This window comes from Streptomyces sp. NPDC017993 (genome assembly GCF_044328065.1).
In the GTDB taxonomy this organism is placed as follows: Bacteria; Actinomycetota; Actinomycetes; order Streptomycetales; family Streptomycetaceae; genus Streptomyces.
Map to the genome: position 1 here is coordinate 350,131 of NZ_JBIRGO010000005.1, position 17,075 is coordinate 367,205.

Below are 17,075 nucleotides of genomic sequence, written 5' to 3' on the forward strand. Positions count from 1 at the left end.
GGGAAGCCGGGCTACCCGGTCAACGCCCGTGCCGGGTGCCGCATTCCGGCAGGGGCCGCCGACCGGCCCCTAGGAGGTGTGGCCGGGGGGCGGGAAGTCCGCGGACGTGCCGCCCAGCTGCTCCCAGCCGGCGATGGCCAGGGCGCGGTAGGCGGCGTACTCCGCGGCGGGGCTGCGGCCGTAGGACCACGGGACGGCGCCGACGTGGCCGTCGACCAGGCGAAGCTGCTCCATGGCCTCGGGGTAGCGCTCGGCGCGGACCAGGAACCAGACGAGCAGGTGGCGCACGTGGGGCGTCATCGGGTGGTCGGCGGGGGCCTCGCGCAGCGCGTAGTGGGCGCCTTCTATGGCGCGCTCGACCACCGCGCTCTGGTAGAGGCTGCGGACCATGTTGGCCTCGGGGAGATGGTCGTAGACCGCGAAGAGCGGCAGCGCCGGCAGCAGGCTCCTGGCCGGGGCCCCGGCGGCCGCCCGCTCGGTGAAGGCGTCGGCCTCCTTGCGGGAGCCGTGCCACTTCTCCGACCAGTAGGGGAGGGCGGCGAGATGCGCGCCCATGTGGTGCGGGGCGCGCTGGACGACCTTGGACCACAGCTCTTCGTAGTCGGCACGGCGGTCGCCCAGGCCACGGGCGACGGCCAGCTCCGTGATGTACGGGATCGGGCTTCCGGGCGCGAGCAGCGCCGCCTCCCGGCAGACCGTACGGGCCTCCTCCAGGATCATGCGGAAGTCCTGGGAGCCGGGGTCCCGCAGTGCCTGGACGACGAGGAACTGTGCGTGCGTCTGGGCGCCGCCGGGGTCCTTGGGTGCCTCCGAGCGCCAGGTCCGCAGCCAGATGCCGCCCACGCGGCCGCCCTCGGCCGTCGCCCCGGGGCCGCCGTGCCGCTCCTGCCCCGCCGCCTCCTGGGCGAGTTCGAACGCGGCGGCACCGGCGAGCGTCTGGACCCGCTGCCAGCGGCGCTCCCAGTCGTCGCCGGTGGACTTCAGCAGCTCGGCCGCGGGGCGCCAGTCGTGCGTACGGCGCATTTCGGCCAAAGCGTCGTCGAGCTCCTGGTCGGGTCCCGGCAGGCGTACGTCCAGCTCGTCGAGCGGCACGAAGCCGTAGGCCGCCATCGGGTCGGAGGCCACCACCATGCCCTGCCGGACGTGCTGGACCGCCCGTCGGCGTCGCATCCAGGGGAGGAAGACGACACCGCCGATCGCGAGGGCGGCGAAGAGAACGAGCAGAGCGTCCATGTGGTGTGTCCCGGTCGGAGGGGGCGGTGGTGTTGGTGGTGCGATGGAGCGGGTGGTTTTCGTGGTCGGGGGTGGCGCGAACCGGTGTGCGGTTCCCCCGTATGTATCCACTATCCAGCGAACCAGAAAGTTCCGGAAAGTTCGGCTGTGCGGCCGACTACCCTCGGCAGGCATGAGCAATCAGCGCGAGCAGCGCCACCAACACTTCGAAACCCTCGCCATCCACGCAGGCCAGGAGCCCGACGAGGCCACCGGCGCGGTGGTGCCGCCCATCTACCAGGTCTCTACCTACAAGCAGGACGGTGTCGGCGGGCTGCGCGGCGGATACGAGTACAGCCGCAGCGCCAACCCCACCCGTACCGCCCTGGAGGAGAACCTCGCCGCCCTGGACGGCGGCCGGCGCGGTCTCGCCTTCGCCTCCGGCCTCGCCGCGGAGGACTGCTTGCTGCGGACCCTGCTGACCCCGGGTGACCATGTCGTCATCCCCAATGACGCCTATGGCGGAACGTTCCGCCTGTTCGCGAAGGTCGTCGAGCGGTGGGGCGTGGAGTGGTCGGTGGCCGACACCGCCGACCCGGAGGCCGTACGCGCGGCGCTCCGGCCCCGGACGAAGGCGATCTGGGTGGAGACTCCCAGCAACCCGCTGCTCGGCATCAGCGACATCGCCGCGCTGGCCGCGGTCGCCCGGGACGCCGGCGCGCGTCTCGTCGTCGACAACACCTTCGCCAGCCCCTACCTCCAGCAGCCGCTCGCCCTCGGCGCGGACGTGGTGGTCTACTCCACGACCAAGTACATGGGCGGCCACTCGGACGTGGTCGGCGGTGCCCTGGTCGTCAACGACGAAACCCTCGGTGACGAACTCGCCTACCACCAGAACGCGATGGGTGCGATCGCCGGGCCGTTCGACGCCTGGCTGGTGATGCGCGGCCTCAAGACGCTGGCCGTCCGCATGGACCGGCACAGCGCCAACGCGGCCCGCGTCGCCGAGCTGCTGACCTCGCACGGGAAGGTGACCCGCGTCTACTACCCCGGGCTCGCCGAACACCCGGGCCACGAGACCGCCGCCAAGCAGATGCGTTCCTTCGGCGGCATGGTGTCGTTCCAGGTCGAGGGTGGTGAGCAGGCGGCCGTGGATGTCTGCAACCGGGCGCAGCTGTTCACCCTCGGTGAGTCGCTGGGCGGCGTCGAATCGCTCATCGAGCACCCGGGGCGGATGACGCACGCCTCGACGGCCGGCTCCGCGCTGGAGGTCCCCGCCGACCTGGTGCGCCTCTCCGTCGGCATCGAGTCCGTGGACGACCTGCTGGCCGACCTCAAGCAGGCGTTGGGCTGACGGGCCCGGGGCGGCGGGCCCTTCTCCCGCCGCCTCCGGAGCAGGGGCCGGCCTCGGTTCACCCTCTCGGGGGTAGGGGCCGGCCCCGGTTCATCCCCGGCGCGGGGCAGGAATCACCCGCCTCGGGGGCTGGTTCAGGGTTCACCATCCGTCCACAGGAGGGGTGGTGCGGGTGGGCGGCGGCAGCCACGGCTGGTTGACGGCCCAGACCAGTACGGCCGCCAGGGCGAGGAGCCCGAGCAGCCAGCAGGCGCGGCGCAGCAGCTTGCGGTGCGCAAGCAGACGGCCGCCGCGGGTGAGGGCCCGTGCGGCCAGGTCGGGCGGTACGAGCGGATGTGGCCCTGCCAGCATCCGCCGTACCTCGGTCTCCTTGCGGTCCGGCAGGCTCATGGGGCCGTGGATTGTGCGGGGCCGGTCGAGGGGGTCGTGGGGCGGGCCCCGGGTCCGGCGGAGGTGGCGTCGTCGGCCGGTGCCGTCTTCGGGCGGCGGCTGCGCATCTCGGCGACGGCGTGCAGGCAGAGGGTGTGGACCCGCTCTGCGGGCAGGCCGAGTTGGGCCGCGGTCTGCTCCTCGGGCACGTCCTCGTAGAGGCGCAGGACAAGGACCAGCCGTTCCCGTGGCGGCAGCCGGTCCAGCAGACCGCCGCGAGGTCTGCGGTGCCGCCAGGCGGTGCGCGCGAAATGGGTGGCCAACTCCCGGCGGGCGCGCTCGTAGGGATCCTCGCCGCGCAGCTGGTCCCAGTCGGCGTACGTCCGCGACAGCGCGCAGATGAGCAATTCCTCGGCGGCCGGTGCCGGACGGGAATCCGGCTCTCCGGTCAGCAGCGTGGCGGCGTGCAGCAGGCGGCCGCCGGCGCCCGCCACGAACGACTCGAACTCCCGGGCGCGGCGGCGCTCCTGAGCCCGCCGCTGCTCCTGAGCCCACCGCCGCTCTCGCACCCTGCCTCCCCGGCTCACGGACCGCCCCTGGCTCCAATAGCACGGCAGCGCGGCCACCCGGTCAAGGGGCGCGACAGGAAGGGGAGGAGGGCGGGGAGGGGGCTTAAGGGGGGCTCGTGCGGGCGGGCGTCAGTTGGCCGGGGCCGGGGTGCGCGGGGGAGGTTGTCCGCGTGGGGCCCGAGGGCCGGCGTGCGGCTCCGAGGGACCGGGGCGGCCGGGGCTTCAGCCGCAATCCCTGTCTCCGCCCGGGGTCAGGAGTTCGGGCCGGCCGGTGTCAGTGGCGTGGTGATCGTGGCGAGGGAGGAGTTGAAGCGGGTCAGGAGGGTGCAGAACGCGTCGCGTTCCTCCTCGGACCATTCCTCCGTCACCAGCGCCATGAGCGCGCGGCGCGAGGCACGTACTTCTTCGAGGCGGGAGCGGCCGCGGTCGGACAGCTGGAGCACCACGGCCCGGCCGTCCTCGGGGTGCGTGGCGCGGCTGACCAGCCCGGAGTCGACCAGCGGGGCGACCTGCCGGGTGACCGTAGAGGAGTCGATGCCCATGCCGGCGGCCAGAGCCTTGACGCCCATCGGGCCTTCCTGGTCCAGGCGGTTGAGCAGCAGGTAGGCGGCGCGGTCCATGGAATTGCGCGCCTGGCCGACACCGCCGAGCCGGCTCTGTTCCGCGCGGCGGGCGAAGACGGCGACTTGGTGCTGCAGCGCGTCGAGAAGAGCGGGGTCGGTGTGGGTCGTCATGTCCGAAGAGGTGGGCATGGCCGGGAGCTCGCTTCATGGGATGCGTACGGATTGGAGGACAGAGTACGCGGACCCGGCGCGGACCGTACCGACGCTGTCGAATCCGATAACGCACCGTGAGGTGCCCGAGACCGCCACCGTATTCGCCCGGGATGGCGGAACCGTCCGTTCCGTCGACCTGGCCCCTGCCTGCTCTTGCTCCGCTTCCCGCTCCGCCGCAGGTCCGAGGGGGTTTCGCCACGGCGTTTCGCCGAGGGGTCCGCCATCCGGTCGGAAAGGCCGGGATCGGGACGAACTGCGAGACTGGCGGCATGGCCGATCACACGTCGCGCACACCGCACGAGCCCGCCGACTCCCCGCGACCCGCCGGCGCCGCACCGGCCGACGGGCCGATCGCCGACGGGATGGCGTCCGGTGGGATGACGTCCGGCGGGGCGGCCGCCGCGATCACGGTCGAGGACGTCCGCGAGGCGCACAAGATGCTCTCCGGTGTCTCCCGGGCCACCGCCATGGAAGGCAGCCGCTATCTGACCGGACTGGTCGGCGCGCCGGTACACCTCAAGTGCGAGAACCTCCAGCGCACCGGGTCCTTCAAGATCCGCGGCGCCTACGTACGGATCGCCGGGCTCTCCGCGCAGGAGCGGGCGGCCGGTGTCGTCGCGGCGAGCGCGGGCAACCACGCGCAGGGGGTGGCGCTCGCCGCGTCGCTGCTGGGCGTGCGGTCGACCGTCTTCATGCCGGTCGGCGCCCCGCTGCCGAAGGTCGCCGCGACGCGTGAGTACGGCGCCGAGGTGCGGATGCAGGGTCAGGTGGTGGACGAGACGCTGGCGGCCGCCCAGGAGTATGCCCAGGAGACCGGTGCGGTCTTCATCCATCCCTTCGACCACCGCGACATCATCGCGGGCCAGGGCACCGTGGGTCTGGAGATCCTCGAACAGTGCCCGGAGGTGCGCACGATCGTCGTCGGAGTCGGCGGTGGCGGGCTGGCGGCGGGTGTCGCGTTGGCGGTCAAGGCCCTGCGGCCGGACGTGAAGGTCGTCGGTGTGCAGGCCGCGGGCGCGGCCTGCTACCCGCCGTCGCTGGCGGCCGGGCATCCCGTGGCGGTCGAGGGGCTGTCGACGATGGCGGACGGCATCAAGGTCGGGCGGCCCGGCGATGTGCCGTTCGGGATCGTCGACGAGCTGGTGGACGAGGTCCGTACGGTCTCCGAGGACGAGCTCTCCAGCGCGCTGCTGCTGTGCCTGGAGCGGGCGAAGCTGGTGGTGGAGCCGGCCGGGGCGAGTTCGGTGGCGGCGCTGCTCTCCGACCCGGGGTCCTTCGAGGGACCGGTGGTCGCGGTGCTGTCCGGGGGCAATGTCGATCCGCTGCTGATGCAGCGCATCCTGCGGCACGGCATGGCGGCCGCGGGCCGCTATCTGTCGCTGCGGCTGCGGCTGACCGACCGGCCGGGCGCGCTGGCGACGCTGCTGGGTGTGCTGTCGGTGGTCGACGCCAATGTGCTCGATGTGGGCCATGTGCGGACCGATCCGCGGCTCGGCCTGACCGAGGTGGAAGTGGAGTTGCACCTGGAGACGAAGGGGCCTGAGCACTGCACCGAGGTGAGTACGGCGTTGCGGCACGCGGGGTACATCGTCACCGGGTGAGGGTGGGCACGAGGGAAACAACGAGGTGGAGGCGCCGCGGGAGCACCGCGGCGCCTTTCGTTTGCCCGCCACCGATCCGGCGGCTGCCGCCGCACCGGTGACTGCCGGCGCCTCCGGCCGCTCGGCCCCCACGGGACCCTTGACACGTGTATCGCGAAAAACCACTACTCGCGATGTATCGCGTTGCACTACCATCGCGCTTCCGGGTTGCCGGCGCGTCATGGCAGCCTGAGGCGATCAAATGCCGCAAGGCGGTCTTTGGTTGCCAAACGTAATATTCGACCTGGAACTGACCCAAGCCATGGGAGTACCCACATGCCAGGTGCCATTTATGCCGAAGGTCTGGTGAAGACCTTCGGCGAAGTCAGGGCACTGGACGGCGTCGATCTCGACGTTCCCGAAGGAACCGTCCTCGGAATGCTCGGCCCCAACGGTGCCGGCAAGACCACTGCCGTACGCGTGCTGACGACCCTGCTCAAGCCCGACCGCGGCACGGCACAGGTCGCGGGGATCGACGTCCTCGCGCACCCCGACCGGGTGCGCCGCTCCATCGGCCTCTCGGGCCAATTCGCCGCCGTCGACGAGTACTTGACCGGCCGCGAGAACCTGATGATGGTCGGTCAGCTCTACCAGATGAGTGCGCGCGACGCGAAGCGGCGGGCCGGCGAACTGCTGGAGCGCTTCCATCTCGCCGACGCCGCGGAGCGCACCGCCAAGACCTACTCGGGCGGTATGCGCCGCCGCCTTGACCTCGCCGCCGCGCTGGTCGTCAGCCCGCCCGTGATGTTCATGGACGAGCCGACCACCGGCCTGGACCCGCGCAATCGCCAGGGGCTGTGGGACGTCATCCAGGAACTCGTCGCCGGCGGCACGACCCTGCTGCTCACCACGCAGTACCTGGAAGAGGCCGACCGCCTCGCGCACGACATCTGCGTCGTCGACCACGGCAAGGTCATCGCCCGGGGCACCTCCGACCAGCTCAAGGCGCGCACCGGCGGCGAACGCGTCGAGGTCGTGGTGCACGCGCCGGAACACCTCGCCATCGCCGACGAGGTCCTGCGCGGCTTCGGCAAGGGCGAGAGCACGGTCGAGACGCACACCCGCAAGCTGACCGTCCCGGTGACGGGCGGCGCCAAGCTGCTCGCCGAGGTCATCCGCGAACTGGACACCCGGGGTGTGGAGATCGATGACATCGGGCTGCGCCGCCCGACCCTCGACGACGTGTTCATCTCGCTGACTGGGCACGCGGCCGAGATCGAGGAAGAGAACGGCCAGAACGGTGAGAACGGTCGGAGCAGGGCCGGTGGCGGGGACGCCGGCGGTGGCGCGAGCGCGGCCGGCCGGAAGCACAAGGGCAGGAAGGGCGCCGAGGCGGCCGAGCCGGCCGCGGCGAGCGGGCCGGCCACGAAGGAGGACGTGAAGTGACGACGGTGTCCGAAGCCGGCTCCCTCCGGGCGCCGCAGCCACGCGGCAGCATCGGCCGCTCCGTACGCGACTCGCTGGTGGTCGCCAAGCGGAACCTGATCCGGATGGTGCGCATCCCCGAAGTGGTGATCTTCGGGCTGATCCAGCCGATCATGTTCGTGGTGCTGTTCACGTACGTCTTCGGCGGCTCCATCAACATCCCCGGGGCGCCGGTGGGAGACGCCCAGGCGTACCGCGAGTTCCTGATGGCCGGCATCTTCGCGCAGACCGTCACCTTCGCCACCGCGGGCGCCGGCGCGGGAATCGCCGACGACATGCACAAGGGCCTGATCGACCGGTTCAGGTCGCTGCCGATGTCCCGGGGCGCGGTGCTCACCGGGCGCACCCTCGCCGACCTCGTGCAGACCGCGCTGACGCTGGTCGTCCTGGCCGTCGTCGCGCTGCTCATCGGCTGGCGCACCCACGAGAACATCGCCGAGGTGCTGGCGGGCTTCGCGCTGCTGCTCCTGCTCGGCTACGCCTTCTCCTGGATCGGCGCGCTGATCGGCCTCACGGTGCGGACGCCGGAGGCGGCCACGTCCGGCGGGCTGATCTGGCTGTTCCCGCTGACCTTCATCTCCAACGCGTTCGTGCCGGTCAACGGCATGCCGACGTTCCTTCAGTATGTCGCGGAGTGGAATCCGTTCAGCGCGACCGTGGCCGCGGCCCGGGAGCTGTTCGGCAACACCATCGCGGGGGTGCCGAAGTCGGTGACCGGTGCCTGGCCGATGGACCACCCGATCGTGGCCTCGGTGATCTGGTCCGTTGTGATCATCTTGGTGTTCCGGACACTGGCGGTGCGCAAGTACCGGTCGGCGACGGGCTGACGCACGCAGCCGCACCAGGGGTATCAGGCCCTGTGCGGCGGGGCGTGAAGCCTCGTACGGCCGGGCCCGCGAGGCCCTGAGCGTGCGCGGGCGGAAGACGGAACGAAGCGGCGGCCCGGAGCCTTGAAGGCTCCGGGCCGCCGCTTCGTCTGTGGGACGCCGGGGGAGGGCTCAGCCCGTGTACGGCTTGGCGTCGAGGATCTTCACGGCCGCCTTCTTGCCGTTCGGGAGCTCGTACTCCGCGTTGGCGCCGACCTTCTTGCCGTTCACACCCTCGCCCAGCGGCGACTGCGGGGAGTAGGTCTCGATGTCCGAGCTCGCATACTCCCGCGAGGCCAGCAGGAAGGTAAGGGTGTCGTCCGGGTCTCCGTCGAACGCGATGGTGACGACCGCGCCGGGGGCCACCACGCCGCTGGTGGCCGGAGCCTCGCCGACCTTCGCGGTCTGCAGCAGCTGCGTGAGCTGGCGAACCCGAAGCTCCTGCTTGCCCTGCTCCTCCTTGGCCGCGTGGTACCCGGCGTTCTCCTTCAGGTCACCTTCCTCGCGGGCCGCCGCGATCTTTTCGGTGATCTCGGCGCGTGCGGGACCAGACAGGTGCTCCAGCTCGGCCTTGAGCTGGTCATACGCCTCCTGGGTCAGCCAGGTGACGTTCTCGCTGGTCTGGGTCACAGGTGCTCCTCGTCGGTACTGGGGATAAATCAAACGCCCTACCAGGAAGACTTGCGCCTTCACGGGTGGGCGAAACCACGAGCCTAACAATTCCGGCACAAAACGGGGAAGAGGAAATTTACAGGGAACGCACAGGAACGCATCTTCGCTGCTCAGAGGCGGTCGGACGCCGCCTCGCCCGGCCCCGTGCGTCGGGCATGCCGGACAGGTGACGCGGGAGTCCGGGGGGCCTGGCGGAGGTCTGCGCGCTCCTCACAGGCCGTCCCGGGGGGCGTTCCGGGGCCCGGTCAGCTGTCGCCGGACGCCGTACAGCCGACGAGTACCGCGTTCGTCGCACGCTTCGTCGTGCGCAGCGTGATCTCGGAGTCGACCTGCTGGGCGCGCTGGTCGATGGTGACGTCCTTGCGGCCCACCTCGGAGCCGTCCTCGGCCTGCGAGCGGAGCGTGCACACTCCCGTGTCGCCCTCACCCTTGATCACTTCGAGGTGCACCTTGATGGAGTGGTCGGACACCGCGTCCCAGCCGATCACCCGTGCGCTGAGGTCCTGGCCGGCGATGTACGAGGTGCCGATCCAACCGAGCACGCCGAGCAGCGCGACACCGAGCACCGCTCCGATGATCTTGAGCTTGCGGTCCGCGCGCGCGTCCGCGGAGCGGCCGTAGCGTCCGTCCGGGAGCTTTTCGCGCGCCGCCGTCATGATCATTCCTCCTGGTACGGGGGCCCGGGCGGTCAGAACCCGGGGAGGTCCCCTGCCCGGGGAATACAGTGCCCCCTCGCTTCGGTCACTATAGGAGGCATCTTCTCCGGCCTTTCACTGAGGATCGAGTCTTGACTGAGCAGCTGCGATTGATGGCCGTCCACGCCCACCCCGACGACGAGTCGAGCAAGGGTGCGGCGACCATGGCCAAGTACGTGTCCGAGGGGGTGGACGTGCTGGTCGCCACCTGCACAGGCGGTGAGCGAGGTTCCATCCTCAACCCCAAGCTCCAGGGCGACCCGTACATCGAGGAGAACATCCACGAGGTACGGAAGAAGGAGATGGACGAGGCCCGGGAGATCCTGGGCGTCAAGCAGGAGTGGCTCGGCTTCGTCGACTCCGGCCTGCCCGAGGGCGACCCGCTGCCGCCGCTGCCCGAGGGTTGCTTCGCGCTGCAGGACGTCGAGGCCGCGGCCGAGCCGCTGGTGAAGCTGATCCGGGAGTTCAAGCCGCAGGTCATCACGACCTACGACGAGAACGGCGGCTACCCGCACCCGGACCACATCATGACCCACAAGATCACGATGGTGGCCTTCGAGGCGGCCGGCGACCCGGAGAAGTACTCGCAGGCCGGCGAGCCCTGGCAGCCCCAGAAGCTCTACTACAACCAGGGCTTCAACCGGCCGCGCACCGTCGCGCTGCACGAGGCGCTGCTGGAGCGCGGCATGGAGTCGCCCTACGGCGAGTGGCTGGAGCGCTGGAAGCAGTTCGAGCAGCGCGAGCGCACGCTGACCACGTACGTGCCCTGCGCGGACTACTTCGAGATCCGCGACAAGGCGCTGATCGCGCACGCCACGCAGATCGACCCCGACGGCGGCTGGTTCCGCGTCCCGATGGACATCCAGCGCGAGGTCTGGCCGACCGAGGAGTACGAGCTGGCGAAGTCACGCGTGGACACTTCCCTCCCCGAGGACGACCTCTTCGCGGGCATCCGCAACAATTGAGCCCATGATGAGCGCGACAAGCACCCTCGCCATGACGCACTTCGTCACCCTTGCCGACAGCTTCGACAAGAACAAGGTGACTCCCGGCGTCCTCGGCTTCATCGTCTTCGCGATCATCGGCGGCGCCGTGTGGCTGCTGATGAAGTCCATGAACAAGCAGATGAAGAAGGTGGACTTCGAGGAGCAGCCCGAGGAGGCGGAGACGGCCGCGACCGCCTCCGCCGCCCCGAACGCTCCGAAGCCGAAGACCGGCTGACGTCTCCGGCGGCTCGCTGACTCCGCGGTCAGCGAGCCGGGCGGAGCACCGCGGCCCCGCCCGGCGGGTACGTCACTCGGCGGGGGTCGGCGCGACAGGCACTCCCATCACCTCTCGCGCGTGGCGGTTCGGCACCATGCCGAGCTGCCAGGCCTGCCACCCCGTTTCCGGCTCCATGCCGCGGTCCAGCAGCAGCGCGAAGGTCTCCGCACAGTCCTCCAGCTTGGAATCCCGCGCCGGGTGCCCCTCCCGCACCAGCTGCGCCAGCTCCTCCTGCGCGACGGCCGTGCCCACCACGGAACCGCCCGGTGAGGCGAACGGCAGCAGCGTGCAGCGCAGGAAGCGCGCCCAGTCCTCGCCGCGCCGGTCGCCGTAGCCGGCGAATATCTGCGCGGCCTCGTCGGCCAGCTCCAGAGCCTGGGCCGCGCGGCCGTTGCCCGCGTCGATGATCACCAGCTCCAGGCATGACCATGCCTCGCCGTGCGGCACGCCGATCCGCTGGAAGTCCTTGCGGGCGTCCTGCAGCAACTGCCGGGCGAAGCCGCTGTTGCGCAGCGAGCCGGTCTGCGCCGCGCGCAGATCGCGGGTCACCCGCCCCGAATGGTGCCGTGCGCAGGCCAGGCCGTAGCCGTCCTGCATCCGGCTGAACATCGTGCGCGAGCGCTCCAGCTGGCGCAGCGCGGCGTCGTGCTCGCCGCGCTCCTCCAGGGCCTGGCCGAGGTAGTACATCGTCCACGCCTCGCCCCGGGCGTCCTCGTGCTGGTGGTGCAGCGGGAGCGCCTGGCGGAGCTGATCGACGGCCGGCCCCGGATCGCCGTCCACCAGCCGGCCGCGCGCCAGCTGCGTCATCGCCCAGGCCTCACCGCGCTCGTCGTGGGTGCGGCCGTACAGCTCCATCGCGGAGTGCAGCGCGGCCTCCGCCCGTGGCACGTCGCCCATCCGCAGATACACCTGGCCGAGCTGGAAGTGTGCCCACGCCTGGCCGTGCACGCTCTCGCTCTCCTCGTGCAGCGCCAGCGACTCGCGCAGCAGCTCCAGCGCCTCGGCGATCCGCGCCCGGTCCCGCTCGACCGCCGCGAGCGCGTGCAGCGTCCAGGCCCGGTCGCCGTGCATGTCGGCGCCGGACTGCATGTCCAGCGCCTCCCGGAGCTTTGCCGCGGCCTCGGTCAGATTGCCCTGCTGTTGGAGGGTGATCCCCAGGTCGCGCAGTGCGCGGGCGGCGCCCGCCGGGTGCTGCGCCTCGAAATACAGGTCCACCACCGACGAGAGCGTCGTCCGCGCCGTGTCCAGCTCGCCCAGCTGGCGGGCCGCGACGCCCGTACGCCACTGCACCGAGCGGACCAGCAGACCCTGCCCGACGGCCCGGGTCAGCTCGCTCAGCTCGCCCAGGCGGTACAGATCCCCACGCAGCAGGCAGTAGTCGGCCAGGGCGCCGAGCAGATGCGAGACCGCCGCCTGGTCGACGTCCTGGTCGGCGTGCCGCAGCGCGGCCGTGATGAAGCTGGACTCGTCGTCCAGCCACTGCAGGGCGGCGTCCAGGGAGGTGAAGCCGTGCGAACCGAAGCGGTCGGCGCGCGTGGACGTACGGCCGTCGACGAGGCGGATGACCGAGTCGGCCAGTTCCGCATAGCCGCGGATCAGCCGCTCCTGTGCCGCACCGCGCTCACCCGGCTCCTCCTCGTCCACCAGGCGGGCGTGCGCGAAGCGGTGCACCAGCGCATGCAGGCGGTAGCGCTCGCCGCGCACATGCTCGACCAGACCCGCCTTCGCGAGGGTGGACAGATGCCGCTCCGCCTCCGGGACCTCGACGCCCAGCAGCGCCGCCGCGGCCGCGGCGCCCAGCGAGGCATGCCCCACCAGTGCCAGCCGTCGCAGCAGCCGCCTGGCCGCCTCCGACTGGTCGGCGTAGCGCAGCCCCAGGGCCCGTTCGACCGGTGCGACCGACCCGTGGGCCGCGAGGTCCGCGGCCAGTGCGGCGGGGCTGCGCGATCCCAGCGAGGAGCCCGCCACCCGCAGGGCGAGCGGCAGGCCCGCGCACAGCTCGGAGATCTCGTCGATCGCCCGTGAGTCGTACGGGCCGGCCTCGCCCGCCGCCTCGTCCGGCGGGGTGGCGGCCCGCAGCAGCTCTTCGGTGCCGGCCGCGTCCAGCGGGCCCACCGGCAGGTGATGCACCCATGCCTGGAGGTCCTCGGGCAGCTCCAGCTGCGTCCGGGAGGTGACGAGCACCAGGCCGTCGGAGCGGTCCGGCACCAGCGTCCGTACCTGCTCCGGGTCCGAGGCGTCGTCCAGCAACACCGTCACCGGAAGGCCGGTCAGATGCTGGTGATAGAGGTCGGTCAGCCGCTTGACGTGCTGTTCCTGGGAGGGGCGTTCGCGGAACAGCAGTTGCTCGCGCGGCGCGCCCAGCCGGTTGAGCAGATGCAACAGCGCGTCCCGCGTCGGCAGCGGCACCTCGCCGGGCGTATCGCCGCGCAGATCCACCACACACGCCCCGCGGAACTGATCCCGCAGCTGGTGGGCGGCCCGCACGGCCAGCGCCGTACGTCCCGAGCCCGGCTCGCCGTGCAGCACCACCACCGTCGGCCTGGTCTCCGTGCTCGCACGGGCCGCGTGCACCCACTGGGCGATCTGCGTCAGCTGGGCCCGACGCCCGGCGAACGGGGCGTCGGCCCGCGGCAGTTGGGAGAACGACTGCTCCAGTACGGACCGCTGGCGGGCCGCCGCGCTACGGTCCGTTCCGCGCAACTGCGGCACCACCCGGCCCGCGTTCGCGGCGACCGTCCCCCACGCGCTCGACTTCTTCCCGCCCGGGGAGCCCCCGGCGGCCGCCGAGCCGCTGCCACGGGTCGCCGCCGTCAGCATCCGCTGCTGGTCCAGGAACGGCCGGACGCCACGCACCTCGAAGGCCGTCAGCCACTGGAGCCGCAGCTGCTCCGGGCCGCCGGGCTGCCCCCGCATGCCCGCCTGCCGGTGGGCCGCAGGCCAGTGTCCGGCCGTCAGCTTCACGACCGTGGCGGCGGCCCCTGCCACCACCACGGCGGAGCCCGCGCCCAGTGCGGCGCCGGCGCCGGTGCCGCACGCCAGGTCCGTGCCGAAGGCGGCCAGCGCCGCCACGGCCGTCGCCACCGCCGGGGTGGCCAGCTCCTTGCGCGAGAGCCGCTCGCTCAGCGGCCGGTGGCCGGCCGCGGCCTCGTCCAGCGCCCGGACGTACTCGGAGTACTCCTCGGACGCGGTGGCGGCCAGATCCTCCAGTGCCGCCCGCGCTCTGCTGAGCAGCGTGCCGCCGTCGAGCCGGCCGCCCGAACGCCGCACCTCTTCCTCGACGGCCCGTGCCAACAGCCCGTCCGCTTCCGCCCGGTGGCCGTCGCGCAGCACAGCCAGTGAGCCCGGCATGTGTGTCCCCCTCCTGCAGTTCCAGCAGTTCCAGCAGTCTTGGCGGTCTCCGGACCTCAGCGTGCTCCCGCTGACCCCCGGTGGTCATGCACACGGCCCGACCCGCTCCGGAAGGGGGCCGCGGGCCCGCGGCACGCCCCGGCGGTGATCGTCGCCGTACGCACAGTGTTCCCCGTCCGCGCGAATTACGGCAGGCCTGTGGATAACTCCCTCCGCTCCCGACTCCGGGACCCCGGTTGGGAGAGGATGGCCGTATGCCGAACCGCCTGGCCCATGAGACGTCCCCGTATCTGCTCCAGCACGCCGACAACCCGGTCGACTGGTGGCCGTGGTCCACCGACGCGTTCGAAGAGGCGCGGCGGCGCGGCGTGCCGGTGCTGCTCAGCGTCGGCTACAGCTCCTGCCACTGGTGTCATGTCATGGCCCACGAGAGCTTCGAGGACCCGGCCACCGCCGCCCTGCTCAACGACCACTTCGTGTCCGTCAAGGTCGACCGCGAGGAGCGGCCGGACGTCGACGCCGTCTACATGGAGGCCGTTCAGGCCGCGACCGGGCAGGGCGGCTGGCCCATGACCGTCTTCCTCACCCCCGATGCCGAGCCCTTCTACTTCGGTACGTACTTCCCGCCCGAGCCCCGCCACGGCATGCCCTCCTTCGGGCAGGTCCTGGAGGGTGTGCGCAGCGCCTGGGCGGACCGTCGCGAAGAGGTCGGTGAGGTCGCCGCCCGGATCGTGGCCGACCTGGCGGGGCGCTCGCTGTCGGCGACGCTGCCCGCGGGCGACCAGCGGCTGCCCGCCCCGCAGGACCTGCACGCCGCCCTGATGGGCCTGACCCGCGAATTCGACGCGGCGCGCGGCGGATTCGGCGGCGCGCCCAAGTTCCCGCCGTCCATGGCGCTGGAATTCCTGCTCCGCCACCATGCGCGGACCGGCTCCGAAGCGGCCCTGGAGATGGTGCAGGCCACCGGCGGGGCGATGGCGCGTGGCGGCATCTACGACCAGCTCGGCGGGGGCTTCGCCCGCTACGCCGTGGACGCGACGTGGACCGTGCCGCACTTCGAGAAGATGCTCTACGACAACGCCCTGCTGTGCCGGACCTACGCCCACCTCTGGCGGGCCGACGGCTCCGACCTGGCCCGCCGCGTCGCGATCGAGACCGCCGAATTCATGGTCCGCGAGCTGCGCACCGAGCAGGGCGGCTTCGCCTCCGCGCTGGACGCGGACAGCGACGACGGCACGGGCAAGCACGTCGAGGGCGCGTACTACGTCTGGACGCCGGAGCAGCTGCGCGCGGTGCTCGGTGACAAGGACGCGGAATTCGCCGCCGAAGCGTTCGGCGTCACCGAGGAGGGCACCTTCGAGGAGGGCGCCTCCGTCCTCCAACTCCCCGAAACCGATGGCCCGGTGGACGACGAACGGCTGCTGTCCGTCAAGCGCCGGCTGCTGAAGGCGCGGGAGGAGCGGGAGCGCCCGGGCCGCGACGACAAGATCGTCGCTTCCTGGAACGGGCTGGCCATCGCAGCCCTCGCCGAGACCGGCGCCTACTTCGGCCGCCCGGACCTGATCCAGGCGGCCACCGACGCGGCCGACCTCCTGGTCCGGGTCCACATGGACTGGCAGGCCCGGCTGCACCGCACCTCCCGCGACGGCGCGCCCGGCGCCAACTCCGGAGTCCTGGAGGACTACGCGAACGTCGCCGAAGGCTTCCTGGCGCTGGCCTCGGTCACCGGGGAGGGCGTCTGGGTGGACTTCGCGGGCTTCTTCCTTGACACCGTGCTCGTCCAGTTCACCGCCGAGGACGGTGCGCTCTACGACACCGCCGCCGACGCCGAGGCCCTGATCCGCCGTCCCCAGGACCCGACCGACAACGCCACGCCCTCGGGCTGGACGGCGGCGGCCGGCGCCCTTCTGTCGTACGCCGCCCTGACCGGCAGCGCCCTCCACCGGGACGCCGCGGAGAAGGCCCTGGGCATCGTCACGGCGCTCAGCGGCCGGGCCCCCCGCTTCATCGGCTGGGGACTGGCCGTCGCCGAGGCGGCGCTGGACGGACCGTGGGAGGTCGCCGTCGTCGGGGCCCCGGACGACCCGGCCACCGGCGCGCTGCACCGCGCCGCCCTGCTGGGTACCGCACCCGGTGCGGTCGTCGCCCTCGGCGAACCAGGCTCGGACGACGCCGGCCAGGTACCGCTGCTGATGGACCGCCCCTTGGTGGATGGCCGGCCGGCCGCGTACGTGTGCCGCCACTTCACCTGCGAGCGGCCCACGACCGACCCGGCGGAACTGGCGGAGCGCCTGCGGCCCTGAGAGCGGGGCGCCTGAGGCCCTGAGAGAGGGGGCCACCTGGGTGGCGCGCGGTTCGTGCGCGTCCGCCGCCGTGCGTGGTGGCCGGCCGGGCGCGCCGCTCCAGGGCAGCCGCCTCGGCCCTCTCCACGGCGCGTGTCCGTGGGCCGCCGCGGCCGGAAGCGCCTCCGGAGGCGCCCGGAGCCCGGCCCGCCGCGCGCCTCACACGGTGAGTCCACGCGCCGGGGCCTCCCTCGCCCGGTGGGGGGAGGTCGTCGAGGCGGGTGGTCCAGCCGCCCTCGGCCCACAACTCTCCTGCCGTGCCTGGTGTTGCGCTCCCGTAGGCGGCTGCCCGCATCGCGCCGGCCCACAAAACCCGGCTTGTCAGTGGCGTGTGTCACGCTGCGACGAGTTGCCCGTGACACAGGGTGATCGGGGAGGTGGGGCAGGCTATGCGACCTGGGGTTCTCGTGGTTTTCGTGCTCGCTGTCGCGTGGCGTGGCGACGGTTTCGCGTTCGGCGCCGTGGGTCTGGTTTTCGCCGTGGCGTCGGCCCTCTCGGTGGCCTTGATACGGCGCGTGGCCGCGGCCACGTGGCCGCGGCC

14 protein-coding genes are annotated in these 17,075 nt (G+C 72.1%); 7 read left to right on the forward strand and 7 right to left on the reverse strand.

Annotated features, from left to right (window positions below; translation table 11 throughout):
* Positions 1-69: 69 nt before the first annotated feature.
* Positions 70-1,233: a hypothetical protein gene (locus tag ACH4FH_RS11170; protein ID WP_398555497.1), complete on the reverse strand. Its 1,164-nt coding sequence runs from the start codon at positions 1,231-1,233 to the stop codon at positions 70-72.
* Positions 1,234-1,405: 172 nt separating this feature from the next.
* Here ACH4FH_RS11170 and ACH4FH_RS11175 point away from each other — a divergent pair, with 172 nt between their 5' ends.
* Entirely contained in the window at positions 1,406-2,566 is a 1,161-nt protein-coding gene (locus ACH4FH_RS11175; protein WP_398555498.1) for a cystathionine gamma-synthase, read from the forward strand.
* A 141-nt stretch (positions 2,567-2,707) separates the two neighbouring features.
* Here ACH4FH_RS11175 and ACH4FH_RS11180 read toward each other — a convergent pair whose 3' ends face one another.
* The 3 genes from ACH4FH_RS11180 to ACH4FH_RS11190 form a co-directional block, all read right to left on the reverse strand.
* Positions 2,708-2,956 carry a hypothetical protein gene (locus ACH4FH_RS11180; protein ID WP_398555499.1) on the reverse strand — a complete coding sequence of 83 codons (249 nt, stop codon included), beginning with the start codon at positions 2,954-2,956 and terminating at the stop codon, positions 2,708-2,710.
* Positions 2,953-3,504 carry a sigma factor-like helix-turn-helix DNA-binding protein gene (locus ACH4FH_RS11185; RefSeq protein WP_398555500.1) on the reverse strand — a complete coding sequence of 184 codons (552 nt, stop codon included), beginning with the start codon at positions 3,502-3,504 and terminating at the stop codon, positions 2,953-2,955. Before ACH4FH_RS11185 ends, ACH4FH_RS11180 begins: the two co-directional genes overlap by 4 nt.
* Positions 3,505-3,755: 251 nt before the next feature.
* Positions 3,756-4,256: a MarR family winged helix-turn-helix transcriptional regulator gene (locus tag ACH4FH_RS11190; protein ID WP_398555501.1), complete on the reverse strand. Its 501-nt coding sequence runs from the start codon at positions 4,254-4,256 to the stop codon at positions 3,756-3,758.
* Positions 4,257-4,642: 386 nt separating this feature from the next.
* Between ACH4FH_RS11190 and ilvA the strand changes: the two genes are divergently transcribed.
* The 3 genes from ilvA to ACH4FH_RS11205 all read left to right on the forward strand — a co-directional run bounded on the left by ilvA (position 4,643) and on the right by ACH4FH_RS11205 (position 8,172).
* Entirely contained in the window at positions 4,643-5,881 is a 1,239-nt protein-coding gene (ilvA, locus tag ACH4FH_RS11195; protein ID WP_398555649.1) for a threonine ammonia-lyase, read from the forward strand.
* A 315-nt stretch (positions 5,882-6,196) separates the two neighbouring features.
* Positions 6,197-7,306: an ATP-binding cassette domain-containing protein gene (locus ACH4FH_RS11200; RefSeq protein WP_398555502.1), complete on the forward strand. Its 1,110-nt coding sequence runs from the start codon at positions 6,197-6,199 to the stop codon at positions 7,304-7,306.
* Positions 7,307-7,311: 5 nt separating this feature from the next.
* Entirely contained in the window at positions 7,312-8,172 is an 861-nt protein-coding gene (locus ACH4FH_RS11205) for an ABC transporter permease (protein WP_398555650.1), read from the forward strand.
* A gap of 171 nt (positions 8,173-8,343) precedes the next feature.
* Here ACH4FH_RS11205 and greA read toward each other — a convergent pair whose 3' ends face one another.
* Positions 8,344-8,841 carry a transcription elongation factor GreA gene (gene greA / locus ACH4FH_RS11210; protein WP_393896268.1) on the reverse strand — a complete coding sequence of 166 codons (498 nt, stop codon included), beginning with the start codon at positions 8,839-8,841 and terminating at the stop codon, positions 8,344-8,346.
* A gap of 287 nt (positions 8,842-9,128) precedes the next feature.
* Positions 9,129-9,539 carry a DUF4307 domain-containing protein gene (locus ACH4FH_RS11215; RefSeq protein WP_398555503.1) on the reverse strand — a complete coding sequence of 137 codons (411 nt, stop codon included), beginning with the start codon at positions 9,537-9,539 and terminating at the stop codon, positions 9,129-9,131.
* Between the two features lie 131 nt (positions 9,540-9,670).
* On the opposite strand from ACH4FH_RS11215, the gene mca reads away from it, so the two are divergent.
* Both mca and ACH4FH_RS11225 read left to right on the forward strand, forming a co-directional pair.
* Entirely contained in the window at positions 9,671-10,543 is an 873-nt protein-coding gene (gene mca, locus ACH4FH_RS11220) for a mycothiol conjugate amidase Mca (RefSeq protein WP_398555504.1), read from the forward strand.
* Between the two features lie 4 nt (positions 10,544-10,547).
* Complete coding sequence (locus tag ACH4FH_RS11225) at positions 10,548-10,799, forward strand: hypothetical protein (RefSeq protein WP_398555505.1); 252 nt, start codon at positions 10,548-10,550, stop codon at positions 10,797-10,799.
* Between the two features lie 72 nt (positions 10,800-10,871).
* Here ACH4FH_RS11225 and ACH4FH_RS11230 read toward each other — a convergent pair whose 3' ends face one another.
* On the reverse strand, positions 10,872-14,192 hold the full coding sequence (locus ACH4FH_RS11230; protein WP_398555506.1) for a tetratricopeptide repeat protein: 3,321 nt from the start codon (positions 14,190-14,192) through the stop codon (positions 10,872-10,874).
* A gap of 254 nt (positions 14,193-14,446) precedes the next feature.
* On the opposite strand from ACH4FH_RS11230, the gene ACH4FH_RS11235 reads away from it, so the two are divergent.
* Positions 14,447-16,495, forward strand: coding sequence for a thioredoxin domain-containing protein (locus tag ACH4FH_RS11235; protein WP_398555507.1), 2,049 nt, complete (start codon positions 14,447-14,449; stop codon positions 16,493-16,495).
* Positions 16,496-17,075 lie beyond the last annotated feature (580 nt).

Coding starts and splice junctions, on each gene's coding strand:
- ACH4FH_RS11170 (WP_398555497.1), bottom strand. CDS start 1,233: ATGGACGCTCTGCTCGTTCTCTTCGCCGCCCTCGCGATCGGCGGTGTC.
- ACH4FH_RS11175 (WP_398555498.1), top strand. CDS start 1,406: ATGAGCAATCAGCGCGAGCAGCGCCACCAACACTTCGAAACCCTCGCC.
- ACH4FH_RS11180 (WP_398555499.1), bottom strand. CDS start 2,956: ATGAGCCTGCCGGACCGCAAGGAGACCGAGGTACGGCGGATGCTGGCA.
- ACH4FH_RS11190 (WP_398555501.1), bottom strand. CDS start 4,256: ATGCCCACCTCTTCGGACATGACGACCCACACCGACCCCGCTCTTCTC.
- ilvA (WP_398555649.1), top strand. CDS start 4,643: ATGGCGTCCGGTGGGATGACGTCCGGCGGGGCGGCCGCCGCGATCACG.
- ACH4FH_RS11200 (WP_398555502.1), top strand. CDS start 6,197: ATGCCAGGTGCCATTTATGCCGAAGGTCTGGTGAAGACCTTCGGCGAA.
- ACH4FH_RS11215 (WP_398555503.1), bottom strand. CDS start 9,539: ATGACGGCGGCGCGCGAAAAGCTCCCGGACGGACGCTACGGCCGCTCC.
- ACH4FH_RS11225 (WP_398555505.1), top strand. CDS start 10,548: ATGATGAGCGCGACAAGCACCCTCGCCATGACGCACTTCGTCACCCTT.
- ACH4FH_RS11230 (WP_398555506.1), bottom strand. CDS start 14,192: ATGCCGGGCTCACTGGCTGTGCTGCGCGACGGCCACCGGGCGGAAGCG.
- ACH4FH_RS11235 (WP_398555507.1), top strand. CDS start 14,447: ATGCCGAACCGCCTGGCCCATGAGACGTCCCCGTATCTGCTCCAGCAC.